The sequence below is a fragment of the Enterobacter sp. TCD1-1 genome, from assembly GCF_020567405.1.
GTDB classification, from domain to species: Bacteria; Pseudomonadota; Gammaproteobacteria; order Enterobacterales; family Enterobacteriaceae; genus Enterobacter; species Enterobacter quasiroggenkampii.
Genome location: NZ_JAJCXF010000001.1, coordinates 2,428,581 through 2,453,311, shown reverse-complemented (window position 1 = coordinate 2,453,311; position 24,731 = coordinate 2,428,581). Strand labels below are relative to the sequence as shown.

The 24,731-nt window shown below is 58.0% G+C and carries 23 protein-coding genes; 20 read left to right on the top strand and 3 right to left on the bottom strand.

Translation table 11 applies throughout. The features are described 5' to 3' along the window. Positions 1 to 244: 244 nt before the first annotated feature. From fadI to sixA, 3 genes are all read left to right on the top strand, one after another. Positions 245 to 1,555, top strand: a complete 1,311-nt coding sequence (gene fadI, locus LJA86_RS11720; RefSeq protein ID WP_229226188.1) for an acetyl-CoA C-acyltransferase FadI — start codon at positions 245 to 247, stop codon at positions 1,553 to 1,555. Then, positions 1,555 to 3,702 carry a fatty acid oxidation complex subunit alpha FadJ gene (fadJ, locus tag LJA86_RS11715; protein WP_229226187.1) on the top strand — a complete coding sequence of 716 codons (2,148 nt, stop codon included), beginning with the start codon at positions 1,555 to 1,557 and terminating at the stop codon, positions 3,700 to 3,702. The genes fadI and fadJ overlap by 1 nt, the downstream gene beginning before the upstream one ends. A gap of 210 nt (positions 3,703 to 3,912) precedes the next feature. Then, positions 3,913 to 4,398 carry a phosphohistidine phosphatase SixA gene (sixA, locus tag LJA86_RS11710; protein ID WP_229226186.1) on the top strand — a complete coding sequence of 162 codons (486 nt, stop codon included), beginning with the start codon at positions 3,913 to 3,915 and terminating at the stop codon, positions 4,396 to 4,398. A gap of 49 nt (positions 4,399 to 4,447) precedes the next feature. On the opposite strand, the gene smrB is transcribed toward sixA, so the two are convergent. Continuing rightward, positions 4,448 to 4,999 (bottom strand): endonuclease SmrB, encoded by a 552-nt coding sequence (smrB, locus tag LJA86_RS11705; RefSeq protein WP_229226185.1) that lies wholly within the window; start codon positions 4,997 to 4,999, stop codon positions 4,448 to 4,450. 145 nt (positions 5,000 to 5,144) lie between these two features. On the opposite strand from smrB, the gene prmB reads away from it, so the two are divergent. The 6 genes from prmB to LJA86_RS11675 are packed head-to-tail and all read left to right on the top strand — an operon-like array spanning position 5,145 to position 9,696. Further along, entirely contained in the window at positions 5,145 to 6,077 is a 933-nt protein-coding gene (prmB, locus tag LJA86_RS11700; protein ID WP_008502612.1) for a 50S ribosomal protein L3 N(5)-glutamine methyltransferase, read from the top strand. Between the two features lie 60 nt (positions 6,078 to 6,137). After that, complete coding sequence (aroC, locus tag LJA86_RS11695) at positions 6,138 to 7,223, top strand: chorismate synthase (protein WP_229226184.1); 1,086 nt, start codon at positions 6,138 to 6,140, stop codon at positions 7,221 to 7,223. Positions 7,224 to 7,225: 2 nt separating this feature from the next. After that, positions 7,226 to 8,050 carry a penicillin-insensitive murein endopeptidase gene (mepA, locus tag LJA86_RS11690; protein WP_069720435.1) on the top strand — a complete coding sequence of 275 codons (825 nt, stop codon included), beginning with the start codon at positions 7,226 to 7,228 and terminating at the stop codon, positions 8,048 to 8,050. After that, on the top strand, positions 8,050 to 8,859 hold the full coding sequence (locus tag LJA86_RS11685) for a sulfite exporter TauE/SafE family protein (protein WP_229226183.1): 810 nt from the start codon (positions 8,050 to 8,052) through the stop codon (positions 8,857 to 8,859). Before mepA ends, LJA86_RS11685 begins: the two co-directional genes overlap by 1 nt. Further along, positions 8,859 to 9,404 carry an elongation factor P hydroxylase gene (locus LJA86_RS11680; RefSeq protein WP_229226182.1) on the top strand — a complete coding sequence of 182 codons (546 nt, stop codon included), beginning with the start codon at positions 8,859 to 8,861 and terminating at the stop codon, positions 9,402 to 9,404. Before LJA86_RS11685 ends, LJA86_RS11680 begins: the two co-directional genes overlap by 1 nt. Positions 9,405 to 9,417: 13 nt before the next feature. Next, positions 9,418 to 9,696, top strand: coding sequence for a YfcL family protein (locus LJA86_RS11675; protein WP_048029667.1), 279 nt, complete (start codon positions 9,418 to 9,420; stop codon positions 9,694 to 9,696). Positions 9,697 to 9,732: 36 nt separating this feature from the next. Here LJA86_RS11675 and mnmC read toward each other — a convergent pair whose 3' ends face one another. After that, positions 9,733 to 11,730: a bifunctional tRNA (5-methylaminomethyl-2-thiouridine)(34)-methyltransferase MnmD/FAD-dependent 5-carboxymethylaminomethyl-2-thiouridine(34) oxidoreductase MnmC gene (gene mnmC / locus LJA86_RS11670; protein ID WP_229226181.1), complete on the bottom strand. Its 1,998-nt coding sequence runs from the start codon at positions 11,728 to 11,730 to the stop codon at positions 9,733 to 9,735. Between the two features lie 158 nt (positions 11,731 to 11,888). On the opposite strand from mnmC, the gene fabB reads away from it, so the two are divergent. After that, a complete protein-coding gene (fabB, locus tag LJA86_RS11665; RefSeq protein ID WP_014832795.1) occupies positions 11,889 to 13,106 on the top strand; it encodes a beta-ketoacyl-ACP synthase I in 1,218 nt (405 codons plus the stop codon). Between the two features lie 207 nt (positions 13,107 to 13,313). Further along, positions 13,314 to 14,492: an MFS transporter gene (locus LJA86_RS11660; RefSeq protein WP_229226180.1), complete on the top strand. Its 1,179-nt coding sequence runs from the start codon at positions 13,314 to 13,316 to the stop codon at positions 14,490 to 14,492. Between the two features lie 90 nt (positions 14,493 to 14,582). Here LJA86_RS11660 and flk read toward each other — a convergent pair whose 3' ends face one another. Beyond that, entirely contained in the window at positions 14,583 to 15,587 is a 1,005-nt protein-coding gene (gene flk / locus LJA86_RS11655) for a flagella biosynthesis regulator Flk (RefSeq protein ID WP_063622179.1), read from the bottom strand. 113 nt (positions 15,588 to 15,700) lie between these two features. Here flk and pdxB point away from each other — a divergent pair, with 113 nt between their 5' ends. The 9 genes from pdxB to purF all read left to right on the top strand — a co-directional run bounded on the left by pdxB (position 15,701) and on the right by purF (position 24,710). Then, positions 15,701 to 16,837 (top strand): 4-phosphoerythronate dehydrogenase PdxB, encoded by a 1,137-nt coding sequence (gene pdxB / locus LJA86_RS11650; protein ID WP_229226179.1) that lies wholly within the window; start codon positions 15,701 to 15,703, stop codon positions 16,835 to 16,837. A gap of 67 nt (positions 16,838 to 16,904) precedes the next feature. After that, positions 16,905 to 17,918: an aspartate-semialdehyde dehydrogenase gene (locus LJA86_RS11645; protein WP_229226178.1), complete on the top strand. Its 1,014-nt coding sequence runs from the start codon at positions 16,905 to 16,907 to the stop codon at positions 17,916 to 17,918. Then, on the top strand, positions 17,918 to 18,730 hold the full coding sequence (truA, locus tag LJA86_RS11640; RefSeq protein ID WP_223539310.1) for a tRNA pseudouridine(38-40) synthase TruA: 813 nt from the start codon (positions 17,918 to 17,920) through the stop codon (positions 18,728 to 18,730). The genes LJA86_RS11645 and truA overlap by 1 nt, the downstream gene beginning before the upstream one ends. 28 nt (positions 18,731 to 18,758) lie before the next feature. After that, positions 18,759 to 19,418, top strand: coding sequence for a DedA family protein (locus tag LJA86_RS11635; RefSeq protein ID WP_008502599.1), 660 nt, complete (start codon positions 18,759 to 18,761; stop codon positions 19,416 to 19,418). 154 nt (positions 19,419 to 19,572) lie between these two features. Next, positions 19,573 to 20,478, top strand: a complete 906-nt coding sequence (gene accD, locus LJA86_RS11630; RefSeq protein WP_023312564.1) for an acetyl-CoA carboxylase, carboxyltransferase subunit beta — start codon at positions 19,573 to 19,575, stop codon at positions 20,476 to 20,478. 70 nt (positions 20,479 to 20,548) lie between these two features. Continuing rightward, positions 20,549 to 21,817, top strand: a complete 1,269-nt coding sequence (folC, locus tag LJA86_RS11625) for a bifunctional tetrahydrofolate synthase/dihydrofolate synthase (protein ID WP_229226177.1) — start codon at positions 20,549 to 20,551, stop codon at positions 21,815 to 21,817. Next, complete coding sequence (dedD, locus tag LJA86_RS11620; protein ID WP_045908737.1) at positions 21,807 to 22,505, top strand: cell division protein DedD; 699 nt, start codon at positions 21,807 to 21,809, stop codon at positions 22,503 to 22,505. The genes folC and dedD overlap by 11 nt, the downstream gene beginning before the upstream one ends. Positions 22,506 to 22,670: 165 nt before the next feature. Further along, positions 22,671 to 23,159, top strand: a complete 489-nt coding sequence (gene cvpA / locus LJA86_RS11615) for a colicin V production protein (protein ID WP_000262116.1) — start codon at positions 22,671 to 22,673, stop codon at positions 23,157 to 23,159. Positions 23,160 to 23,192: 33 nt separating this feature from the next. Then, positions 23,193 to 24,710, top strand: coding sequence for an amidophosphoribosyltransferase (gene purF, locus LJA86_RS11610; RefSeq protein ID WP_021241570.1), 1,518 nt, complete (start codon positions 23,193 to 23,195; stop codon positions 24,708 to 24,710). Positions 24,711 to 24,731: the final 21 nt, after the last annotated feature.

Here is a 24,731-nt window from a genome sequence, read left to right as displayed (position 1 = left end):
TTTTTGTCCGGCGGCGCTTCGCTTGCACGGGCCTACGATCGTGTAGGCCGGGTAAGGCAACGCCGCCACCCGGCAACATACCGCACAAATGCCCCTGCCATGCAGGGGCATTTTCTTTTTCTTCTCTGTGTTTTAGCTCGCATTTTTTCGTTTCCCCGATTGGCTGAATGTAAAAAAATGGTTAAGACTATTATCAGGTCAGACCACTTTGCGTTTGCGAAAATTATTTTTACAGGGGAGTGTTATGAGTCAGGCATTACCGCTTATTACCCGTCAGGGCGATCGCATTGCCATAGTCAGTGGATTGCGCACGCCATTTGCGCGTCAGGCAACGGCGTTCCATGGCATACCGGCCGTCGACCTGGGGAAAATGGTAGTGGGGGAGATGCTGGCTCGCAGCGAAATTCCGCCTGAGGTCATCGAACAGCTGGTTTTTGGCCAGGTCGTGCAGATGCCTGAAGCCCCCAACATCGCGCGGGAAATCGTCCTCGGTACCGGGATGAATGTTCATACCGACGCCTACAGCGTCAGCCGCGCCTGCGCAACCAGCTTCCAGGCCGTGGCGAACGTCGCCGAAAGTCTGATGGCGGGTACCATTCGTGCCGGGATAGCGGGTGGAGCGGACTCCTCTTCGGTACTGCCGATTGGGGTCAGTAAAAAGCTGGCGCGTATCCTGGTCGATGCCAACAAAGCCCGCACGACGGGTCAGAAGCTCAAACTCTTCTCGCATTTACGTCTGCGCGATCTGATGCCTGTCCCTCCTGCCGTAGCGGAATATTCCACCGGCCTGCGCATGGGCGATACCGCCGAGCAGATGGCGAAAACCTACGGCATTACCCGTGAACAGCAGGATGCGCTGGCGCATCGCTCGCATCAGCTTGCGGCAAAAGCCTGGTCGGAAGGCAAACTGACCGACGAGGTCATGACCGCCTACATTCCGCCCTATCGCGAACCGCTTGCGGAAGATAACAATATTCGCGGCACCTCAACGCTGGCGGATTACGCCAAACTGCGCCCGGCGTTTGACCGCAAGCACGGCACCGTGACGGCGGCAAACAGTACGCCGCTGACGGACGGGGCTGCCGCCGTGATCCTGATGACCGAATCCCGTGCGAAGGAGCTGGGCATTACTCCCCTGGGCTATTTGCGCAGCTACGCCTTCACCGCCATTGACGTCTGGCAGGACATGCTGTTAGGTCCGGCGTGGTCCACGCCGCTGGCGCTGGATCGCGCGGGGCTGACGCTGGCTGATTTAACCCTGATTGATATGCACGAAGCGTTTGCCGCGCAAACCCTGGCAAACGTCCAGCTGCTGGCAAGCGAGCGTTTCGCACGTGATGTGCTGGGCCGCGCCCATGCCACAGGCGAAGTGGATCAGAGTAAATTCAACGTGCTGGGCGGTTCTATCGCCTACGGTCATCCGTTTGCCGCCACCGGCGCGCGAATGATCACGCAAACATTACATGAACTCCGTCGCCGTGGCGGCGGGTTTGGCCTTGTAACCGCCTGTGCGGCGGGCGGCCTTGGCGCAGCAATGGTTCTGGAGGCTGAATAATGGATATGCCATCTGCATTTAATCTGACGGTTCGCCTCGATAACGTGGCCGTTATCACTATTGATGTGCCTGATGAAAAGATGAATACCCTGAAGGCCGAATTTGGCGTTCAGGTGCGCGCGATGCTAAAGCAGATCCGCGACAACAAAGCCATTCGCGGCCTGGTGTTTATCTCTGCCAAACCCGACAACTTTATAGCCGGGGCGGATATCAACATGATCGCCCGGGCGCAAAGCGCGCTGGAGGCCGAAGAGCTGGCGCGTCAGGGCCAGCAGGTGATGGCGGAGATCAACAGCCTGCCAATCCCGGTTATCGCCGCGATCCACGGGGCGTGTCTGGGCGGTGGGCTGGAGCTGGCGCTGGCCTGCCATAGCCGTATATGTACCGACGATCCGAAAACCATTCTGGGCCTGCCGGAAGTGCAGCTGGGGCTGCTGCCTGGCTCCGGCGGAACGCAACGTCTGCCGCGCCTGGTGGGCGTCAGCACGGCGCTGGAGATGATCTTAACCGGTAAACAGCTGCGTGCCCGTCAGGCGCTGAAAGCCGGTCTGGTCGATGACATCGTGCCGCAGTCCATTTTGCTGGAGGCCGCCGTTGAGCTTGCGCTGAAAGGGCGTCAGGCAAGACGTCCTCTGCCGGTTCGCGAGCGCGTGCTGGCCGGCCCGCTGGGCAGAACGCTCCTGTTCAACATGGTGGGCAAAAAGACCGAACAAAAGACCAAAGGCAATTACCCGGCGGCAAAGCGGATCCTGGACGTGATCGAAACCGGGCTGTCGCAGGGCAGCAGCAGCGGCTATGCCGCGGAGGCCAAAGCCTTTGGCGAACTGGCGATGACGCCGCAGTCACAGGCGCTGCGCAGCATCTTCTTCGCTAGCACTGAGGTGAAAAAAGACCCGGGAAGCGAGGCATCGCCTGCGCCGCTGCGTGCCATTGGCGTGCTGGGTGGGGGGCTTATGGGCGGCGGTATCGCTTTTGTTACCGCAAGCAAAGGCAAATTGCCTGTACGCATCAAAGACATTAATCCTAAGGGAATCAACCACGCGCTGCAGTACAGCTGGCAGAACCTTGATCAAAAGGTCAAGCGCCGCCATATCAAGGCAAGCGAGCGTGATAAAACCCTGGCGATGATCTCCGGCACAACGGATTACAGCGGTTTTGCGCACCGCGATCTGGTGATTGAAGCCGTGTTTGAGGATCTGGCGCTTAAGCAGCAGATGGTGGCAGACGTTGAGCAGCATTGCGCCCCGCACACCATTTTTGCTTCTAACACGTCGTCATTACCGATTGGCGATATCGCGGCGAAAGCCGCGCGTCCGGAGCAGGTGATCGGACTGCACTTCTTTAGCCCGGTAGAAAAAATGCCGCTGGTGGAAGTTATTCCACATGCCACCACCAGTCCGCAAACCATCGCCACGGTAGTCAAACTTGCGAAGAAGCAGGGTAAAACGCCGATCGTGGTCGCAGACAAAGCCGGCTTCTACGTCAACCGCATTCTGGCGCCCTACATTAATGAAGCCATGCGGCTGCTGACGGAAGGCGAGAAGATCGAGCACGTCGACGAGGCGCTGGTAAAGTTTGGTTTCCCCGTGGGCCCAATCCAACTTTTGGATGAGGTGGGAATAGACACCGGCACTAAAATTATACCTGTACTGGAGGCGGCTTATGGCGATCGTTTTAGCCCGCCTGCAAACATTGTTTCTGCAATTTTGAAGGACGATCGCAAAGGCAGAAAAAATGAACGCGGTTTCTATCTTTACGGCGCGAAAGGGCGTAAAAGCAAGAAACAGGTCGACCCTTCGGTTTATGGGCTTATTTCGACCACCGGTCAGGGAAAACTGTCCGCCGTTCAGTGCGCTGAACGCTGCGTGATGATGATGCTCAATGAAGCGGCGCGCTGCTTTGGTGAGCAGGTAATCAAAAGCGCGCGCGATGGCGACATCGGCGCGGTATTTGGCATTGGTTTCCCGCCGTTCCTTGGCGGCCCGTTCCGTTACATGGATATGCTCGGCGCGGGTGAAGTGGTTGCTATCCTGCAACGTCTGGCTTCGCAATATGGTCCACGCTTTACACCGTGTGACGAATTATTGCAGATGGCGGAACGGGGCCAGACATTTTGGCCTGCAAGGGAAACTGTCCTCGTAAGCTGAGGTCAAAGAAGGGTAAATCCTGAAGTGAATGAACCTGTTCTGGCGATTTTGTAAACAGAGATTGACTATACTTACGCCATTGAGGTAAAAAACAGCGTTTCATTCACCGAATGGATCAGGCACAATGCCCGGCCATCGGGTTTTCTACCTCTTTAGCATTTATCGCGGGTAGTTAACGCCGGTGATTCTGGTTAACAAAAGCGGTGCAATATGCAAGTTTTTATCATGCGTCACGGCGACGCGGCACTCGATGCCGCCAGTGACTCAGTACGTCCTTTGACCGTGTGTGGCTGCGACGAATCTCGTCAGATGGCGACCTGGCTTAAAGGTCAAAAAGTGGACATCGAACGCGTTCTGGTGAGTCCGTTCCTGCGTGCTGAACAGACGCTGGAGGTGGTAGGGGAGTGCATGAACCTGCCGACCAGCGTGGATGTTCTTCCTGAACTCACCCCCTGTGGCGATGTAGGCCTTGTCAGTGCCTATCTTCAGGCGCTGTGCAATGAAGGTGTTGCGTCCGCGCTGGTCATTTCCCACCTGCCACTGGTTGGCTATCTGGTATCTGAGCTGTGCCCGGGCGAAACGCCGCCGATGTTCACGACATCCGCCATTGCCAATGTGTCTCTGGACGAAACGGGTAAAGGTGTCTTTAACTGGCAAATGAGTCCGTGCAACCTGAGGATGGCAAAAGCCATCTGACGTGACGTGTGATTGTGCGGGGGCGCAAAACAGGCCTCCCGCCGTCCTGTCAGGGTAATTCTGGCGGCTGCCACTCTTCCACTTCAATCAACACCAGCAATGCGGCATCTCCGCCGTACTCTTTGGGTGCCTGATGAAACGCCATCACGTGTGGATGCTGAGCCAGCCACAGCGGCGTCTGTTGCTTGAGGACATGCTTACCGTGGCCGTGCATCACGCAGGCGCAAAAAACATGTTCGCGGCGACAGGCGGCGATCAATGCCCCCAGCTCCTGTTTTGCCTGCATCTGCGTTAAACCATGCAGATCGAGAAACAGCTCCGGCGAATAATCTCCGCGACGTAACTTTTTCAGTTCAAAATGGCTGACGTCTTCGCGCACGTACTTCACCGCACCCTGCGTATTGAGCAGCGGCTGAAATTCATCTGAAAAATAGTGGCTGTTATCCGCCTGCTCCTGCAGCAGTCGTTTGACCGGGACTTCGCTGATTTTTTTACGCTGCGGGCGATGAACAATCGTGTCCTGCGCGATTTTCCGCGTCCCGGTCATTAGCTGGCGGAAGAGCGCCTGATCCTCCTCGCTGAGCGATGTTTTCTTTTTCATTCGTCATTCTCATCTCGTATTTCCGATAGTGTACCCGACTAAACGCATTTTTTAACCTCAAGCGGTACGCGTCATTGCTGATTTATCGCCGTCTTCATGGCAAACTAGCCGCCGAAAATTATGCGAGCATGCCCTGGAGGAAAGAGTGGATAAAATATTTGTCGATGAAGCAGTAAACGAGCTGCATACCATACAGGACATGTTGCGCTGGTCGGTTAGCCGCTTCAGCGCCGCCAATATCTGGTACGGACACGGTACCGACAACCCGTGGGATGAGGCCGTACAGCTGGTGCTGCCGTCACTCTATCTGCCGCTGGATATTCCGGAAGACATGCGCACCGCGCGCCTGACCTCCAGCGAAAAACACCGCATCGTTGAGCGCGTGATCCGTCGCGTGAACGAACGTATCCCGGTCGCCTACCTGACCAACAAAGCCTGGTTCTGCGGCCACGAGTTCTATGTCGATGAACGCGTGCTGGTGCCGCGCTCGCCGATTGGTGAGCTGATTAACAACCACTTTGAAGGCCTGATCGGCCATCAGCCGCAGCACATCCTGGATATGTGTACCGGCAGCGGCTGTATCGCCATTGCCTGCGCTTACGCCTTCCCGGAAGCGGAAGTCGATGCCGTCGATATCTCCACCGATGCGCTGGCCGTGACCGAGCACAACATTGAAGAGCACGGACTGATCCATCACGTCACGCCAATTCGCTCCGATCTGTTCCGCGATCTGCCGACGCTGCAGTACGATCTGATCGTCACTAACCCGCCGTACGTCGATGCGGAAGACATGTCCGATCTGCCGAACGAATACCGTCACGAGCCGGAGCTGGGTCTGGCGTCAGGATCTGACGGACTGAAGCTGACCCGCCGCATTCTGGCCTGCGCGCCGGATTATCTGACCGACGACGGCGTTCTGATTTGTGAAGTGGGCAACAGCATGGTACATCTGATAGAGCAGTACCCGGATGTGCCGTTCACCTGGCTTGAGTTCGACAACGGCGGTGACGGCGTCTTTATGCTGACCAAAGCGCAGCTGCTCGACGCGCGCGAACACTTCAGCATCTATAAAGATTAATCCAGCGGGCTTCGGCCCGTTTCACAACGCTCAAACACAAACAACAACATCGGAGCCGTGATGGCAGGAAACAGTATTGGACAGGTATTCCGCGTGACCACCTTTGGCGAGTCGCACGGGCTGGCGCTGGGCTGTATCATTGATGGCGTACCGCCAGGCATCGAACTGACCGAAGCCGATTTGCAACACGACCTCGACCGTCGTCGTCCGGGCACCTCTCGCTACACCACGCAGCGTCGCGAGCCGGATCAGGTCAAAATTCTCTCCGGCGTCTTTGAAGGACGCACTACAGGCACCAGCATTGGTCTGCTGATTGAAAACACCGATCAGCGCTCCCAGGACTACGGCGCCATCAAAGACGTGTTCCGCCCGGGCCATGCCGACTATACCTACGAACAAAAGTACGGCTTCCGCGACTATCGCGGCGGCGGACGTTCTTCTGCGCGTGAAACCGCGATGCGCGTGGCGGCTGGTGCCATTGCCAAAAAATACCTGCAGCAGAAATTTGGCATCGTTATCCGCGGCTGTCTGACCCAGATGGGCGACATTCCGCTGGCGATCAAAGACTGGGCTCTGGTCGAGCAAAACCCGTTCTTCTGTGCCGATGCCGACAAGCTGGACGCGCTGGACGAACTGATGCGGGGCCTGAAAAAAGAGGGCGACTCCATCGGGGCGAAAGTGACCGTGGTGGCCGACGGCGTCCCGCCAGGCTGGGGCGAGCCGGTATTTGACCGTCTCGACGCCGACATCGCCCACGCGCTGATGAGCATCAACGCGGTGAAGGGCGTTGAGATTGGCGACGGTTTTGACGTGGTATCCCTGCGCGGCAGCCAGAATCGCGACGAGATCACGAAAGCGGGCTTCCAGAGCAACCACGCGGGCGGCATTCTGGGCGGTATCAGCAGCGGGCAGCAGATTATTGCCAACATCGCGCTGAAGCCAACCTCCAGCATTACCGTGCCGGGCCACACGATTAACCGCGATGGCGAAGAAGTTGAGATGATCACCAAAGGACGTCACGATCCGTGCGTGGGGATCCGCGCGGTGCCGATCGCAGAGGCGATGCTGGCGATCGTGCTGATGGATCACTTCCTGCGCCAGCGCGCGCAGAATGCGGATGTGACGACCACCATTCCACGCTGGTAAACATGAAAAAAACCGCAATTGCTCTGCTGGCGCTGCTGGCCAGTGGAGCCAGTCTGGCCGCGACGCCATGGCAAAAAATCACCCACCCGGTGGCGGGGAGCGCGCAGTCCATCGGCGCCTTTTCCAACGGCTGTATCGTCGGCGCGCAGGAACTTCCACTGCAATCAGACACCTATCAGGTGATGCGTACCGACCAGCGTCGCTATTTTGGCCACCCGGATCTGGTGCTGTTTATTCAGCGTCTTGGCAACCAGGTGCATAACCTGGGGCTGGGCACGATGCTGATCGGTGATATGGGGATGCCTGCCGGCGGGCGTTTTAATGGGGGACACGCCAGTCACCAGACCGGACTGGATGTCGATATCTTCCTGCAGCTGCCGAAAGCGCGCTGGAGTTCAGCGCAGCTGCTGAAGCCGCAGGCGCTGGATCTGGTGGCGAGCGACGGCAAGCGCGTTGTGCCGTCCCTGTGGACGCGGGAGGTCTCCAGCATGATCAAGCTGGCGGCAGAAGATAACGACGTCACGCGGATTTTCGTCAACCCGGCCATCAAGCAGCAGCTCTGCCTGGATGCCGGAACGGACCGCGACTGGCTGCGCAAAGTGCGCCCGTGGTTCCAGCATCGCGCGCACATGCACGTTCGCCTGCGCTGCCCGGCGAACAGCCTGGAATGTGAAGATCAGCCGCTCCCGCCGCCAGGCGATGGCTGCGGTGCGGAACTGCAAAGCTGGTTTGAACCGGCAAAACCTGGAACCTCTAAGCCTGAGAAGAAGACACCGCCTCCGTTGCCGCCTTCCTGCCAGGCGCTACTGGATGAGCATGTACTTTAATGGATAATTTCGTCGATCTGTTTATGGTGTCACCGCTGCTGCTGGTGGTGCTGTTCTTCGTGGCCATGCTGGCCGGTTTTATTGATGCCCTTGCGGGCGGCGGTGGGTTATTAACCGTACCCGCGCTGCTGGCGGCGGGCATGAGCCCGGCGCAGGCGCTTGCCACCAACAAGCTGCAGGCCTGCGGTGGCTCGCTCTCAGCGTCGCTCTATTTTATCCGCCGCAAGGTGGTGAGCCTGGCCGACCAGAAGCTCAATATCCTGATGACCTTTATCGGTTCCACGTCGGGCGCGCTGCTGGTTCAGCACGTGCAGTCGGATATTTTGCGCCAGATCCTGCCGGTTCTGGTCATCTGCATTGGGCTTTATTTTCTGCTGATGCCGAAGCTCGGCGAGGAAGACCGCCAGCGTCGTCTGCACGGTCTGCCGTTTGCCCTGATTGCCGGGGGCTGCGTCGGCTTTTACGACGGTTTCTTCGGCCCGGGGGCGGGCTCGTTTTACGCGCTGGCGTTTGTGACGCTGGCCGGGTTTAACCTCGCCAAGTCGACCGCTCATGCCAAAGTGCTCAACGCGACGTCGAACCTCGGCGGCCTGCTGCTGTTTATCATTGGCGGCAAGGTCATCTGGGCAACCGGATTCGTCATGATGGCAGGGCAGTTCCTGGGCGCGCGTGCGGGTTCGCGTCTGGTGTTAAGCAAAGGACAAAAGCTGATTCGACCGATGATCGTCATCGTCTCGGCCGTAATGAGCGCCAAACTTCTTTATGACAGCCATGGACAGGAGATCCTCACCTGGTTGGGGATGCAATAATGAACAGTACGCATAAATACGAACAGCTGATTGAGATTTTCGACAGCTGTTTTGCTGACGATTTTAATACCCGTCTGATTAAAGGCGACGACGAACCGATCTATCTTCCTGCTGATGCAGAGGTTCCGTATAACCGCATCGTCTTTGCGCACGGCTTTTACGCCAGCGGTTTGCACGAAATTTCGCACTGGTGCATCGCCGGAAAAGCGCGTCGCGAGCTGGTGGACTTTGGTTACTGGTACTGCCCGGACGGGCGTGACGCCGCAACGCAGGGCCAGTTTGAGGATGTGGAAGTGAAGCCGCAGGCGCTGGAATGGCTATTCTGCGTCGCGGCGGGTTTCCCGTTCAACGTGAGCTGTGACAACCTCGAAGGCGACTTCGAGCCAGACCGTATCGTCTTCCAGCGCCGCGTGCATGCGCAGGTGATGGACTATCTTGAGAAAGGCATCCCGGAACGTCCGGCGCGCCTGATTGAGGCCTTACAGAATTATTACCACACGCCGGTGATCACGGCGGAATGCTTCCCTTGGCCGGAAGATCTTTAACAGAGGAAAGAAGATGATCGCAGAATTTGAATCACGCATTCTGGCGTTAATTGATGACATGGTGGAACACGCCAGCGATGATGAGCTGTTCGCCAGCGGTTATCTGCGTGGTCACCTGACGCTCGCGGTAGCTGAGCTGGAAGCAGGTGACGATCACTCTGCCGACGCTGTTCATGAGGAAGTGACCCGCAGTCTGGAGAAAGCCATTCAGGCCGGGGAACTTTCTCCGCGCGACCAGTCTCTGGTGCTGGGCATGTGGGACAACCTGTTCCAGCAGGCGAAAGCGAAGTAAGCGTTTCACCTCCCTCTCCCGGTGGGAGAGGGCACCCTACTTAACCTGCTTCCCCTTCAGCAGTTTCCGTACCCATAATCGATTCGGATTCAGGCCCGCAAGCGTAACCCTGTCCAGCGGAATCGGCTCGTCGCTCATCTGCGCGGCTAACACTTCGGCCAGCAGCGGGGCAGAGCACAGCCCGCGGGAACCCAGTCCGCCCAGCATAAACAGCTCTGGATAGACCGGTGAAGTCACCGCCGTTTCCTGGTGTTCAGCCAGATCCTCATAGGCCGCAAGCGTCGCCTCGTAGTCCGGCACGTTGCCCGCCATCGGCAGATGGTCGCGGGTGGCGCAACGCACGCCGCAGCGCGCGTCACCCTCGCTAACGTCGACCTCTTTCGCCCACGCCGCATCCGGGAAACAGTCAATCAGGCGCTGGCGGTTTTGCAACTGATCCGCCTCGCTGTAGTGCATCTCCGTTTCGCCACGATGATAGCTGGCCCCGATGCAGTGATGGCCGTTAGAGGGATTTTGCGGCGTCAGATAGCCGTCATAGCACAGCACCTGACGCAGTTTGCCGAGCGCAGGCGCGGTCGGGATATGGCTCACCTGGCCGCCGACCGGATAAACCGGCAACGTCGCTGTCTGAATAAACTGGCTGATGTGATTCCCGTTGGCCAGCACAACGCTGGCATGGCTCGCCTCCCTGCCATCAGCGAAACGCAGATCCCAGCGTTCTGTCCGGGTGAGCGATGCCACCTTGTGGCCATACTGCACCATCAGCCCGCGCGACTGCGCCAGGGCAATGACCGCTGCGGTCAGTTCGGCCGGGCACAGCCAGCCGCCGAGCGGATACTGAATGCCCCCACACCCGGTTTCCACGCCAGCGGTGTCTTTAACCTCTTGCGCGCTCACCGCGCGGGCAATCTCTTCGGGCAGGCCCAGAGAGAGCATCTGCGCGATCTTCTGCTGGCTCTTTTCATCCCAGCCAAGCTGCGTGACGCCGCACCAGTCATGGTCGAACGCCACCGGAAGCGCGTCATACAGGCGACGGGCGAAGGTAAACGCTGCCGGGAAAAACTGGAACAGGGCCGGGTCGTGCGCGCTTAAAAGCGGATAGAGCGCTCCCTGACGGTTGCCGGACGCGCCGCTGGCGGGCGCGTCGTCAGCACAGTAGAGCGTGACCTGCCAGCCGCGCTGGAGAAGCGCGAGCGAAAGCAGGGCGCTGGCGATCCCGCCGCCAACGATCGCCACGTCGCGCGATGCGCTCGCGCAGCGCGCAAACCAGGGCGTCTGAGCGGGGATGTCCAGCGTCTGCTCCATCCTGCCGATCAGCATGTCGCGCTTGCGGCCAAAGCCTTTGGTCTTCTGCATGGTAAAGCCCGCCTCCTGCAGCCCACGGCGGACAAAGCCCGCCGAGGTGAAGGTGGCAAGCGTTGCGCCAGGGCGAGCCAGCCGCGCCATCGCGTTAAACAGATGCTGGCTCCACATGTCCGGGTTTTTGGCAGGGGCAAAACCGTCCAGGAACCACGCGTCGACCTTCTGATTCATCGAATCATCGAGCCTGTCGGTCAGGTCGTTGATGTCGCCGAGCCATAAGTCCAGCGTGACGCGTCCGCCGTCCAGCATCAGACGATGACAGCCGCCGATGTGGGGCGGCCACTGCGCCTGAAGCTGCTCCGCCCAGGGCGCAAGCTCCGGCCAGCGCTGGTGGGCAAGCCGCAGATCGTGCGCGGTAAGCGGGAATTTTTCGAAACTGATGAAATGTAATCTTTGTAGCGTAGCCTCGGGGTGAGCAGCGTGGAACTGGTTAAACGCCTGCCAGAGGGTTAAAAAATTCAGCCCGGTGCCGAATCCACTTTCCGCGACCACAAACAGGCTCCGCGGGTGCGCCGGGAAGCGGGTGCTGAGCTGGTTTCCGTCGAGGAAAACATAGCGAGTTTCTTCGAGTCCGTTATCATTAGAAAAATAGACATCATCAAAATCTCGGGAAACAGGTGTACCCTCAGCGTTGAATTCGAGGTTGGCGGGTTGTATAGCGTTTTGTTTCACGTAAGTTACTCGTCTGACAGGCAGTGGCACGATCTTAACGATGTGAGTCCATCGGTGCAAATTTCCGCAGAAAATGTCTGATCGGACTTGTTCGGCGTACAAGTGTACGCTATTGTGCGACTCGAAACTTACTATAGTGCGACTTACAGAGGTATTGAATGAAACGTGCAGTGATTACTGGCCTGGGCATTGTTTCCAGCATCGGTAATAACCAGCAGGAAGTCCTGGCATCTCTGCGTGAAGGACGCTCCGGGATCACTTTCTCTGAAGAGTTTAAAGATTCAGGTATGCGTAGCCACGTATGGGGTAACGTCAAACTGGACACCACCGGTTTGATTGACCGCAAAGTGGTTCGTTTCATGAACGATGCCTCTATTTATGCTTATCTCTCCATGCAGGAAGCGATCAAAGATTCTGGCCTGAGCGAAGAGGTTTATCAGAACAACCCGCGCGTGGGTTTGATCGCCGGTTCCGGCGGCTCATCTAAAGCGCAGGTATTTGGTGCTGACGCAATGCGTAGCCCGCGTGGTCTGAAAGCGGTAGGTCCGTACGTGGTGACTAAAGCCATGGGTTCTGCGGTTTCCGCATGCCTGGCGACCCCGTTCAAAATCCACGGTGTGAACTACTCCATCAGCTCTGCGTGTGCGACTTCCGCGCACTGCATCGGTAATGCTGTTGAGCAGATCCAGCTGGGTAAACAGGACATCGTATTTGCTGGCGGCGGCGAAGAGCTGGGCTGGGAAATGGCCTGCGAATTCGACGCGATGGGCGCACTGTCCACCAAGTACAATGAGACCCCGGACAAAGCTTCCCGTACCTACGATGCGCACCGTGACGGTTTCGTTATCGCGGGCGGCGGCGGTATGGTTGTGGTTGAAGAGCTGGAGCACGCCCTGGCACGTGGTGCGCACATCTATGCTGAGATCGTGGGCTACGGTGCAACGTCTGACGGCGCCGACATGGTTGCGCCATCCGGCGAAGGCGCGGTGCGCTGCATGAAGATGGCGATGCACGGCGTTGACACCCCAATCGACTACCTGAACTCTCACGGTACCTCTACGCCGGTAGGCGACGTGAAAGAGCTGGGTGCGATCCGCGAAGTCTTCGGCGACAACAGCCCGGCGATCTCTGCGACCAAAGCCATGACCGGTCACTCTCTGGGTGCGGCTGGCGTTCAGGAAGCGATCTACTCTCTGCTGATGCTGGAAAACGGTTTTATCGCCCCAAGCATCAATATCGAAGAGATGGACGAGCAGGCTGCTGGCCTGAACATCGTGACCAAACCAACGGAAGCGACGCTGACTACCGTCATGTCCAACAGCTTCGGTTTCGGCGGCACCAACGCCACGCTGGTCATGCGTAAGCTGAAAGCATAAGTTTTATGTTTGATTCAGAAGGGGAGCCATAAGGCTCCCTTTTTTATGCATTGACAAGCAGCTGATCTCACAGGCAAACTTCACCACTCAACATTATCCTCACGATAATGCGTAAGCGTTTAACGTCAACCAACGCACCTTAATCCTGATAATCAGGTAGAGGGGGCGTGGCATTTCCCCGCCTTACTCTTCATTTCGGAGTAAAGCATGACTGCAGTAACTCAAACAGAAACAACCCCTTCAGCGAACGTCTCGCTGTTCCGTATCGCCTTTGCGGTATTCCTGACCTATATGACCGTTGGCCTGCCGCTGCCGGTGATCCCGCTGTTCGTTCATCAGGAGCTGGGCTATGGCAACACCATGGTCGGCATTGCCGTGGGCATTCAGTTTTTAGCCACGGTATTAACCCGCGGATACGCCGGACGACTGGCGGATCAGCACGGTGCAAAACGCTCGGCGCTGCAGGGGATGTTTGCCTGCGGGCTGGCGGGCGGCGCCTGGCTGCTGGCGGCACTTCTGCCGGTCGACGCGGCGTATAAATTTGCGCTGCTGGTGCTGGGCCGTTTAATTCTTGGCTTTGGTGAAAGCCAGTTGCTGACCGGCACCCTGACCTGGGGAATGGGGCTGGTGGGGCCAGCACGTTCCGGCAAGGTGATGTCCTGGAACGGCATGGCCATCTACGGCGCGCTGGCCGCCGGTGCACCGCTTGGCCTGCTGATCAACAGCCAGTTTGGTTTTGCGGCGCTGGCTGCCACCACCATGGCGCTGCCGCTGGTGGCATGGGCGTTTAACGGCTCGGTGCGTAAGGTACCTGCGCACAAAGGCGAGCGTCCTTCCCTGTGGAGCGTGGTCGGCCAAATCTGGCAGCCGGGCCTGGGCCTGGCGCTGCAGGGCGTGGGTTTTGCGGTAATAGGGACGTTCGTCTCGCTCTATTTTATGAGCCGCGGCTGGGCGATGGCCGGTTTTACGCTTACCGCGTTTGGCGGCGCGTTTGTGCTGATGCGCGTGCTTTTTGGCTGGATGCCGGATCGCTTCGGCGGCGTGAAGGTGGCGGTGGCGTCGCTGGTCATTGAAACCATCGGTCTTCTGCTGTTGTGGAATGCACCCGTGGCATCCGTGGCGCTGCTGGGTGCGGCGCTGACCGGCTGCGGCTGTTCTCTGATCTTCCCGGCGCTGGGCGTTGAAGTGGTGAAGCGCGTGGCCCCGCAGGTGCGCGGGACGGCGCTCGGCGGCTATGCGGCGTTTCAGGATATCTCATACGGCGTTACCGGGCCGCTGGCCGGGCTGTTAGCGACCTCGTTTGGCTATCCGTCCGTCTTCCTGGCCGGTGCGGTTTCCGCGGTGGTGGGGATCATGGTGACGCTGGTGGCGTTTCGCAGAACGTGAGTCTTTGTTGCCGGGTGGCGGCTGCGCCTTACCCGGCCTACGGTTCGAGCCGTTGTAGGCCCGGTAAGCGCAGCGCCACCGGGCAAAATATCAAGCAACCAGCCAGAAAATCGCCAGCGCAATCAGCAGTGCAATAAACATCAATCCCGGACGCGCAGAGAGGGTTCTGAAGGTCTCCACGACCGGCGCAAACAGCGGGCTGTAGATCGGCTGAACATTTCTCACCTCCGGCACGCCGCCTTCGCGCTCGGCGCGGCGAACGAAGATCTGGTTGAGCAGGTCCTGCACCTGCGCGGTAGTCAGTACCGTCTGCGGCGTGGCCTGCCAGTTTTGCTGAGCATAATCCCGAATCACCTCGAACTCGTGCGGCTCAAGCGGCTGTTTCAGCGCGGCCTGTACAGTATGCAGAGTCGGGGCGCTCTGGGTGCTGAGCGTCTGGCGTGCCTGGAGCCAGGTCACCAGATGGGTAAACTGTTTGGCCGGGATCAGCTCGCCCGCTTTCACGCCGGACAGCTCCAGCATGGATTGCCAGATGAGCTTCGTCGGCTCGCCGGTGGCCGCGGCCAGCTTGGTCACCATCTGCTTGAGCGTATTGTGCTCGGCGGGCAGCAGCGGACGCTCGGTCGCCGGGCGTACCTGCGGCTGCGGAATCGACAGTTCATTGTTCTGCAGCAGCGTCAGCACGGTTTTGAGCTGATCGGGCGTCAGCTGGCCCAGCGCGGTCTGACCATACTGCTGGCGAATAAAATCACTCACCGCCTGGCGGTTATTTCCCTGGCCCAGTAGCTCCGTCAGCTGAGAAACAATCTGGCGCGTGGTGTGGTTCTGCTGCGCGGTCGTAATACGCTGGTTCAGATTTTGCTCGGCAGCAGGAAAATGACGCGACTGCAGCGGTGCGTCGTTCCTCACGCCTAAATCATGCTTCACCCCGGCCCAGACTTCCGCGTTTTGCTGCGAAGTCAGCGCAATCAGGCGCGTGATCAGTCGCTCCAGCACGGTGCGCTGTTGCGTGGATAGCGGTTGTTCACCTGCAACGTTTGGCGTGACAGGGCCTTCACCCGGAGGGCGTGGCGGCGTACCTGAAATGGGCTGCATCGTCAAAAATCCTTAAAGTCAAAACTCAGCGTAAACCTGGCAGACGTATATGCCTGGCGGCCAGATTATGGCACACTTGCCAGGTTTTCTTCCTCTCAAACAGGTACTCAGACGTGAAAATCCTCGTTGATGAAAATATGCCTTACGCCCGTGAGCTGTTTAGCCGCCTGGGTAACGTTAAGGCTGTTCCTGGTCGCCCAATCCCGGTCAACGAACTGGACGACGCCGACGCCCTGATGGTGCGCTCGGTAACCAAAGTAAATGAGGCGTTGCTCGCCGGTAAGGCGATTAAGTTCGTTGGGACCGCAACGGCAGGGACCGATCATGTGGATGATAAATGGCTGAAGCAGGCCGGAATCGGTTTCTCCGCCGCGCCGGGCTGTAACGCGATTGCCGTCGTGGAATACGTTTTCTCCTCGCTGCTGATGCTGGCCGAGCGCGACGGGTTTGCGCTGAAAGACCGCACCGTGGGGATTGTCGGCGTGGGTAACGTCGGCGGGCGCCTGCAAAAGCGCCTGGAAGCGTTAGGGATCCGCACGCTGCTGTGCGATCCGCCGCGCAAAGACAATGGCGATGACGGGGATTTCCGCTCGCTGGACGAGCTGGTTGAACAGTGTGACGTGCTGACGTTCCACACGCCGCTGTTTAAAGAGGGGCCGTATAAGTCGCTGCATCTTGCCGATGAGGCGCTCATTCGCCGTCTGAAGGCTGGCACTATTCTGATAAATGCCTGTCGTGGTCCGGTAGTCGATAACGCCGCGCTGCTGACGTGTCTGAACGAAGGACAAGATCTCAGCGTGGTGCTGGACGTCTGGGAGCCGGAGCCGGACCTCAACGTTGAGCTGCTTAACAAGGTGGACGTGGGCACCGCACATATCGCCGGTTATACCCTCGAAGGGAAAGCCCGCGGCACGACGCAGGTCTTCGAGGCCTACAGCGCCTTTATCGGTCATCCGCAGCAGGTGGCGCTGGATACCTTACTCCCCGCGCCTGAATTTGGCCGCATTACCCTTCACGGCCCGCTCGATCAGGCAACGCTGAAAAGGCTGGTGCATTTGGTGTATGATGTGCGCCGCGATGATGCGCTGCTGCGTAAAGTGGCGGGGATCCCGGGTGAGTTTGATAAGCTGCGCAAGCACTACGTTGAGCGCCGCGAGTGGTCTTCCCTGTATGTCATGTGCGACGACGCGTCGGCGGCGACGCTGCTGCACAAGCTGGGGTTTAACGCTATTCATCACCCGGCGCATTAATGTCTTCTTAATGCTCCCTGTCGGATACTCCGACAGGGACGCTTTTTTATTTCTGGAGTAAACCACCATGTCTGAAGGCTGGAACATTGCCATTTTAGGTGCCACGGGTGCCGTGGGCGAAGCCCTGCTCGAAACGCTTGCTGAGCGTCAGTTCCCGGTGGGCGATATCTATGCGCTGGCGCGTACCGATAGCGCGGGTGAGCATCTGCGTTTTAACAGTAAATCCGTCATGGTTCAGGATGCGGCGGCGTTCGACTGGACGCAGGCGCAGCTGGCGTTTTTCGCCGCAGGCGCTGAAGCCACTGCGGCGTACGTTGAAGAGGCGACCAACGCAGGCTGCCTGGTCATCGACCTGAGCGGCCTGTTCTCCATGGAGCCGGATGTGCCGCTGGTGGTGCCGGACGTGAACCCGTTTGTACTGGCTGATTACCGCAACCGTAACGTCATTGCGGTACCGAACAGCCTGACCAGCCAGTTGCTGACCGCCCTGAAACCGCTGATCGACGACGGCGGCCTGTCGCGCATTACCGTCACCAGTCTGCTGTCCGCGTCCGCAAACGGCAAAAAGGCCGTTGACGCGCTGGCCGGGCAGAGCGCGAAGCTGCTGAACGGCATTCCGATTGACGAAGATGATTTCTTTGGCCGCCAGCTGGCGTTCAACATGCTGCCGCTGCTGCCGGACCGCGAGGGTTCCGTGCGCGAAGAGCGTCGTATCGTTGATGAGGTACGTAAAATTCTGCAGGACGATGGCCTGATGATCTCCGCAAGCGTCGTGCAGTCTCCGGTCTTCTACGGTCACGCGCAGATGGTCGGCTTTGAAGCGCTGCGTCCCCTCGCGGCAGAAGAGGCGCGCGATGCGTTTGGGCGCGGGGAAGACATCGTCCTCTCTGAAGAGAGCGAGTTCCCGACCCAGGTGGGCGATGCCACCGGCAGCGCGCATCTTTCCGTTGGCTGCGTGCGTAACGACTACGGTATGCCGGAGCAGATCCAGTTCTGGTCCGTTGCCGACAACGTTCGTTTCGGCGGCGCGCTGATGGCGGTCAAGATCGCTGAAAAACTGGTGCAGGAGTACCTGTACTGATGTCAGACGTGGAACAAAAGCCGGTTCATAAAATTGCCCTCGGTATTGAGTACGATGGCAGTAAATATTATGGCTGGCAGCGTCAGAATGAGGTGCGCAGCGTCCAGGAGAAGCTGGAGAAAGCGCTCTCTCAGGTGGCAAACGAGCCGATTAACGTCCTGTGCGCAGGCCGTACGGATGCGGGCGTTCACGGCACGGGGCAGGTGGTGCACTTTGAAACCACCGCCATGCGTAAGGATGCCGCCTGGACGCTGGGTGTAAATGCGAATTTGCCTGGTGACATTGCGGTGCGCTGGGTAAAAGCTGTGCCGGATGATTTTCACGCGCGCTTCAGCGCCACCGCGCGCCGTTACCGCTACGTCATCTACAATCAGCGTCTGCGTCCGGCGGTGTTAAGCCAGGGCGTGACGCATTTTTATGAACCGCTTGATGCTGAACGTATGCATCGCGCGGCGCAGTGTCTGATTGGGGAGAATGACTTTACCTCGTTTCGTGCGGTGCAGTGTCAGTCCCGCACGCCATGGCGTAACGTCATGCACATCAACGTCAGCCGTTTTGGCGCGTATGTGGTGGTGGATATCAAAGCCAATGCCTTTGTACATCATATGGTGCGGAATATTGTGGGCAGCCTGATGGAAGTGGGTGCCGGACACCAGCCGGAGAGCTGGATTGCAGACCTGCTGGCAGCGAAGGACAGAACGCTTGCGGCAGCCACGGCGAAAGCGGAAGGGTTGTATCTGGTCTCGGTAGACTATCCGGATCGGTTTGACCTGCCGAAACCGCCAATGGGTCCGCTGTTTTTAGCGGACTAAACAAAGGTGCAATTAGGGCTTAGACAATATGGACGTAATTCGTTTTTTAATTGATTTCATCCTGCATATTGATGTTCACCTGGCGGAGCTGGTCGCGCAGTATGGCGTCTGGGTTTACGCTATTCTGTTCCTCATTCTGTTCTGTGAAACCGGGCTGGTTGTAACCCCGTTCCTGCCGGGGGATTCCCTGCTGTTTGTCGCCGGGGCGTTATCGGCGCTGCCCACCAACGATCTGAATGTGCATCTTATGGTGGTGCTGATGGTGATTGCCGCCATCGTCGGTGATGCGGTCAACTACACGATCGGACGCGTTTTCGGTGAGCGGCTGTTCAGTAATCCGGATTCAAAAATTTTCCGTCGCAGCTATTTAGACAAAACCCATGCGTTTTATGAACGCCATGGCGGAAAAACCATTATCCTTGCGCGCTTTGTGCCTATTGTGCGCACATTTGCACCGTTTGTGGCGGGAATGGGGCATATGTCCTATCGTCATTTTGCCATGTATAACGTCGTGGGGGCGCTGTTGTGGGTGCTGCTGTTTACCTATGCAGGCTACCTGTTTGGCGATCTTCCGGTGGTTCAGGAAAATCTTAAGCTACTGATTGTAGCGATTATTGTGCTTTCCGTACTGCCGGGCGTTATCGAAATCATTCGTCATAAACGTGCGGCGGCAAAGCAAGCGAAGTAAATGCACACTGGCGGTTCGACCACTTTTTTATCCAAAGTTTCGGGCTGTTATGTTTTAATGTGCAACATTCATGGTCTGTTGGAGGCAAAAATGGCATTATTCGCCTCTTATAGCAAAACTGGCATACGACCAGGTTCAGGCAGAAAGGTTATCAATGAGCTGGATTGAACGAATTAAAAGCAACATTACCCCAACGCGTAAAGCGAGCATTCCTGAAGGGGTATGGACGAAGTGTGATAGCTGCGGCCAGGTTCTGTATCGCGCAGAGCTGGAGCGCAACCTTGAGGTGTGTCCGAAGTGTGACCACCATATGCGTATGTCGGCGCGCAACCGCCTGCATAGCCTGCTGGACGAAGGTTCTCTGGTAGAACTGGGCAGCGAGCTTGAGCCAAAAGACGTGCTGAAGTTCCGCGATTCCAAAAAATATAAAGATCGTCTGGCCTCTGCACAGAAAGAGACCGGCGAGAAAGACGCGCTGGTCGTCATGAAAGGCACCCTGCACGGGATGCCGGCTGTTGCCGCTGCGTTTGAGTTCTCCTTTATGGGCGGCTCAATGGGCTCCGTGGTCGGTGCGCGCTTCGTGCGTGCCGTTGAGCAGGCGCTGGAAGACAACTGTCCGCTGATCTGCTTCTCTGCCTCCGGCGGTGCGCGCATGCAGGAAGCGCTGATGTCGCTGATGCAGATGGCAAAAACCTCTGCAGCGCTGGCGAAGATGCAGGAGCGCGGTCTGCCGTATATCTCCGTGCTGACCGACCCAACCATGGGCGGCGTCTCCGCGAGCTTCGCGATGCTGGGCGATCTGAACATCGCTGAGCCAAAAGCGCTGATCGGCTTTGCGGGTCCTCGCGTTATCGAGCAGACCGTTCGTGAAAAACTGCCGCCGGGTTTCCAGCGCAGTGAGTTCCTCATCGAGAAAGGCGCCATCGACATGATCGTCCGCCGTCCGGAAATGCGCCTGAAGCTGGCGAGCATCCTGGCGAAGCTGATGAATCTGCCAGCGCCGAACCCGGATGAACCGCGCGAAGGGGTGGTGGTACCGGATCAGGAACCCGAGGCCTGATAACTGAAAAGGGCAGGGCCGGTTGGCGCTGCCCTTTTGCTTTCTAATCTGTTAATGACAACCGGGCATTATGGAAAATAAAAGCATTCCCCAAGCCACGTCGCCCCTGGCCGCGTGGCTTTCTTATCTGGAAAACCTGCACAGTAAAACCATCGATATGGGGCTTGAACGCGTAAGCCAGGTTGCGGCGCGTCTTGACGTGCTCAAACCGGCGCCTTTCGTGTTCACCGTCGCGGGAACCAACGGTAAAGGCACGACCTGCCGTACGCTGGAATCCGTCCTGATGGCGGCGGGTTACAGGGTTGGCGTTTACAGCTCTCCACACCTGGTACGCTACACCGAGCGGGTTCGCGTACAGAACCGCGAGCTGCCGGAATCCGCGCATACGGCGTCGTTTGCTGAAATTGAAGCCGCGCGCGGAGAGATCTCATTAACCTATTTTGAATACGGTACCCTGTCGGCCCTGTGGCTGTTTAAACAGGCGCAGCTGGATGTGGTGATCCTTGAGGTCGGTCTCGGCGGACGTCTTGATGCGACCAATATCGTGGATGCGGACGTGGCGGTGGTGACTTCCATCGCGCTGGATCATGTCGACTGGCTGGGGCCCGATCGTGAAAGTATCGGCCGTGAGAAGGCCGGTATTTTCCGGGCAAATAAGCCCGCGGTGGTTGGCGAGCCGGATATGCCGCATACCATTGCTGACGTGGCGAAGGAGAAGGGCGCGCAGCTGCTGCGCCGCGGTGTTGACTGGCAGTATGAGGTTCAGGACAACGGCTGGCGCTTTAGCGATGCGCAGGGGGCGCTCGACAACCTGCCGCTGCCCCAGGTGCCGCAGCCGAACGCAGCCACCGCGCTGGCGGCACTGCGCGCCAGCGGCCTCGTGGTCAGCGAACAGGCGATCCGCGAGGGCATACAAAACGCGATTCTGCCCGGACGTTTTCAGTTAGTCAGCGAGTCACCGCGCCTGATCCTGGATGTGGCGCACAACCCCCACGCGGCGGCGTATCTCGCGGGACGTCTCAAATCGTTACCAAAAACCGGGCGCGTGCTGGCGGTTATCGGTATGCTTCATGATAAAGATATCGGCGGGACGCTGGCCTGCATGGAGAGTGTGGTCGATAGCTGGTATTGTGCTCCTCTGGAGGGGCCGCGCGGCGCGACGGCTGAGCAGCTGATGGAACATCTCGGCAAAGGCGCAATCTACAGTAGCGTGGCGCAGGCCTGGCATGCCGCGATGGCGGATGCTAAACCAGAAGATACCGTGCTGGTGTGTGGTTCATTCCACACGGTGGCACATGTCATGGAAGTGATGGACGCGGGGAGAACCGGTGGCGAGTAAGTTTCAGAACCGTTTAACAGGAACCATTGTGCTGGTCGCGCTCGGGGTGATTATTCTTCCCGGGCTGCTCGACGGGCAGAAAAAGCATTATCAGGATGAGTTTGCCGCGATTCCGCTGGTGCCGAAACCGGGTGACCGCGATGAGCCGGATATGCTGCCCGCGGCGACGCAGGCGCTGCCTGCTCAGCCACCGGAAGGCGCGGCGGAAGAGGTGCGCGCGGGTGATGCCGCCGCACCGTCGCTCGACCCGTCTCGCCTGGCGGCCACGAGCAACAGCGATATCGATCCTGTGCCGGTCGAGCAGCCTAAACCGGTTGAAAAACCGAAGCCGGTTGAGAAGCCGCAGCCGAAACCGCAGCGCGATAAAGCGGCAGAACAGCTCGCCGCGGCGTCAGAGACGCCTCCGCCAGCAAAACCGACGCAGCAGGACGCTGCTGCCCCAACGGGTAAAGCCTATGTGGTGCAGCTCGGTGCATTGAAAAATGCCGATAAAGTCAACGAGGTCGTAAGCAAACTGCGCAGTGCGGGATATCGTGTTTACACTTCACCTTCCACGCCGGTGCAGGGTAAAATTACCCGTATCCTCGTGGGGCCAGAAGCGTCTAAAGACAAACTGAAAGGGTCGCTGGGTGAGCTGAAGCAGATCTCCGGCCTGAGCGGTGTGGTGATGGGCTACAGCGCAAACTAAGTACGACCTGCTCCTTTAAGAGAGAGGCGTTAAGCCACGGCGTTGAACATTTTTTCAGCGCCTTTTTTATTTACGCGCGGGAAGGAAATCCCTACGCAAACGTTTTCTTTTTCTGTTAGAATTCGCCCCGAACTGGATGACAGGGCGTTAAATCGTGGGACACATATGGTCTGGATTGATTACGCCATCATTGCGGTGATTGGTTTTTCCTGTCTGGTTAGCCTGATCCGTGGCTTTGTTCGTGAAGCGTTATCGCTGGTGACCTGGGGTTGTGCTTTCTTTGTCGCCAGTCATTACTACACTTACCTGTCTGTCTGGTTCACGGGCTTTGAAGATGAACTGGTCCGAAATGGAATCGCTATCGCGGTGCTGTTTATCGCAACGCTGATTGTCGGCGCTATCGTGAATTACGTGATAGGTCAGCTGGTCGAGAAAACCGGTCTGTCAGGAACGGACAGGGTGCTCGGGATCTGTTTCGGGGCATTACGAGGCGTGCTGATTGTGGCCGCGATCCTGTTCTTCCTGGATACCTTCACCGGGTTCTCCAAAAGTGAAGACTGGCAGAAATCGCAGCTCATTCCAGAGTTCAGCTTCATCATCAGATGGTTCTTTGACTATCTGCAAAGCTCGTCGAGTTTTTTGCCCAGGGCATAAACCCTGAGATGTGGCTTAACGAGGAAAAGACGAATGTGCGGTATTGTCGGTATCGCCGGTTTCATGCCGGTAAACCAGTCGATTTATGACGCGTTAACGGTGCTTCAGCACCGTGGGCAGGATGCTGCGGGTATCATCACCATTGATGCAAACAACTGCTTCCGTTTACGTAAGGCGAATGGCCTGGTAAACGATGTGTTTGAAGCCCGCCATATGCAGCGTCTGCAAGGTAATATGGGGATCGGTCACGTTCGTTATCCTACTGCTGGCAGTTCCAGCGCCTCTGAGGCACAGCCTTTCTACGTCAACTCACCGTATGGCATCACCCTTGCTCATAACGGCAACCTGACCAACGCGCACGAGCTGCGTAAAAAGCTGTTCGAAGAGAAACGTCGCCACATTAACACCACCTCTGATTCTGAAATCCTGCTCAATGTGTTCGCCAGCGAGCTGGATAACTTCCGCCACTATCCGCTGGAAGCAGACAACATTTTTGCCGCGATTGCCGCGACAAACCGTCAGATCCGCGGCGCGTACGCCTGCGTTGCGATGATCATCGGTCACGGTATGGTCGCCTTCCGCGATCCAAACGGCATTCGTCCGCTGGTGCTCGGCAAGCGCGACCTCGGCGATGGCCGTACCGAATATATGGTTGCCTCTGAAAGCGTGGCGCTGGACACCCTGGGCTTCGAATTCCTGCGCGACGTGGCGCCGGGCGAAGCGGTGTATATCACCGAGAAGGGCCAGCTGTTTACCCGCCAGTGTGCCGACAACCCGGTCAGCAACCCGTGCCTGTTTGAATACGTTTACTTTGCCCGTCCGGATTCGTTCATCGACAAGATTTCCGTCTACAGCGCGCGCGTCAACATGGGCACGAAGCTCGGCGAGAAGATTGCCCGCGAGTGGGACGATCTCGACATCGACGTGGTGATTCCTATCCCGGAAACCTCCTGCGATATCGCGCTGGAGATCGCCCGCATTCTGGATAAGCCATACCGTCAGGGCTTCGTGAAGAACCGCTACGTTGGCCGCACGTTTATCATGCCGGGGCAGCATCTGCGTCGTAAGTCTGTGCGCCGCAAGCTGAACGCCAACCGCGCGGAATTCCGCGATAAGAACGTTCTGCTGGTGGATGACTCCATTGTTCGTGGCACCACCTCTGAGCAGATTATCGAGATGGCCCGCGAAGCGGGTGCGAAGAAAGTCTACCTGGCCTCTGCCGCGCCGGAGATTCGCTTCCCGAACGTGTACGGTATTGATATGCCAACCGCCAACGAGCTGATCGCTCACGGCCGTGAAGTTGATGAAATTCGCCAGATCATCGGCGCTGATGGCCTGATTTTCCAGGACCTGAATGATCTCATCGACGCGGTACGTGCCGAGAACCCAGAAATTCAGCAGTTTGAATGCTCCGTGTTCAACGGTATTTACGTGACCAAAGACGTTGACCAGCAGTATCTCGACTATCTTGATTCGCTGCGCAACGACGACGCCAAAGCCGTCCAGCTGCAGAACGATCTTGAAAGCTTAGAGATGCACAACGAAGGTTGATGAACCTGAAGGGCGGCGTTG

What these genes read in the sequence shown, in the direction of transcription:
- fadI (WP_229226188.1), top strand. Translation starts at nt 245, where the DNA reads ATGAGTCAGGCATTACCGCTTATTACCCGTCAGGGCGATCGCATTGCC.
- sixA (WP_229226186.1), top strand. Translation starts at nt 3,913, where the DNA reads ATGCAAGTTTTTATCATGCGTCACGGCGACGCGGCACTCGATGCCGCC.
- LJA86_RS11635 (WP_008502599.1), top strand. Translation starts at nt 18,759, where the DNA reads ATGGACGTAATTCGTTTTTTAATTGATTTCATCCTGCATATTGATGTT.
- LJA86_RS11660 (WP_229226180.1), top strand. Translation starts at nt 13,314, where the DNA reads ATGACTGCAGTAACTCAAACAGAAACAACCCCTTCAGCGAACGTCTCG.
- folC (WP_229226177.1), top strand. Translation starts at nt 20,549, where the DNA reads ATGGAAAATAAAAGCATTCCCCAAGCCACGTCGCCCCTGGCCGCGTGG.
- aroC (WP_229226184.1), top strand. Translation starts at nt 6,138, where the DNA reads ATGGCAGGAAACAGTATTGGACAGGTATTCCGCGTGACCACCTTTGGC.
- fadJ (WP_229226187.1), top strand. Translation starts at nt 1,555, where the DNA reads ATGGATATGCCATCTGCATTTAATCTGACGGTTCGCCTCGATAACGTG.
- LJA86_RS11645 (WP_229226178.1), top strand. Translation starts at nt 16,905, where the DNA reads ATGTCTGAAGGCTGGAACATTGCCATTTTAGGTGCCACGGGTGCCGTG.
- truA (WP_223539310.1), top strand. Translation starts at nt 17,918, where the DNA reads ATGTCAGACGTGGAACAAAAGCCGGTTCATAAAATTGCCCTCGGTATT.
- flk (WP_063622179.1), bottom strand. Translation starts at nt 15,587, where the DNA reads ATGCAGCCCATTTCAGGTACGCCGCCACGCCCTCCGGGTGAAGGCCCT.
- LJA86_RS11675 (WP_048029667.1), top strand. Translation starts at nt 9,418, where the DNA reads ATGATCGCAGAATTTGAATCACGCATTCTGGCGTTAATTGATGACATG.
- accD (WP_023312564.1), top strand. Translation starts at nt 19,573, where the DNA reads ATGAGCTGGATTGAACGAATTAAAAGCAACATTACCCCAACGCGTAAA.
- LJA86_RS11685 (WP_229226183.1), top strand. Translation starts at nt 8,050, where the DNA reads ATGGATAATTTCGTCGATCTGTTTATGGTGTCACCGCTGCTGCTGGTG.
- mepA (WP_069720435.1), top strand. Translation starts at nt 7,226, where the DNA reads ATGAAAAAAACCGCAATTGCTCTGCTGGCGCTGCTGGCCAGTGGAGCC.
- fabB (WP_014832795.1), top strand. Translation starts at nt 11,889, where the DNA reads ATGAAACGTGCAGTGATTACTGGCCTGGGCATTGTTTCCAGCATCGGT.
- purF (WP_021241570.1), top strand. Translation starts at nt 23,193, where the DNA reads ATGTGCGGTATTGTCGGTATCGCCGGTTTCATGCCGGTAAACCAGTCG.
- LJA86_RS11680 (WP_229226182.1), top strand. Translation starts at nt 8,859, where the DNA reads ATGAACAGTACGCATAAATACGAACAGCTGATTGAGATTTTCGACAGC.
- smrB (WP_229226185.1), bottom strand. Translation starts at nt 4,999, where the DNA reads ATGAAAAAGAAAACATCGCTCAGCGAGGAGGATCAGGCGCTCTTCCGC.
- cvpA (WP_000262116.1), top strand. Translation starts at nt 22,671, where the DNA reads ATGGTCTGGATTGATTACGCCATCATTGCGGTGATTGGTTTTTCCTGT.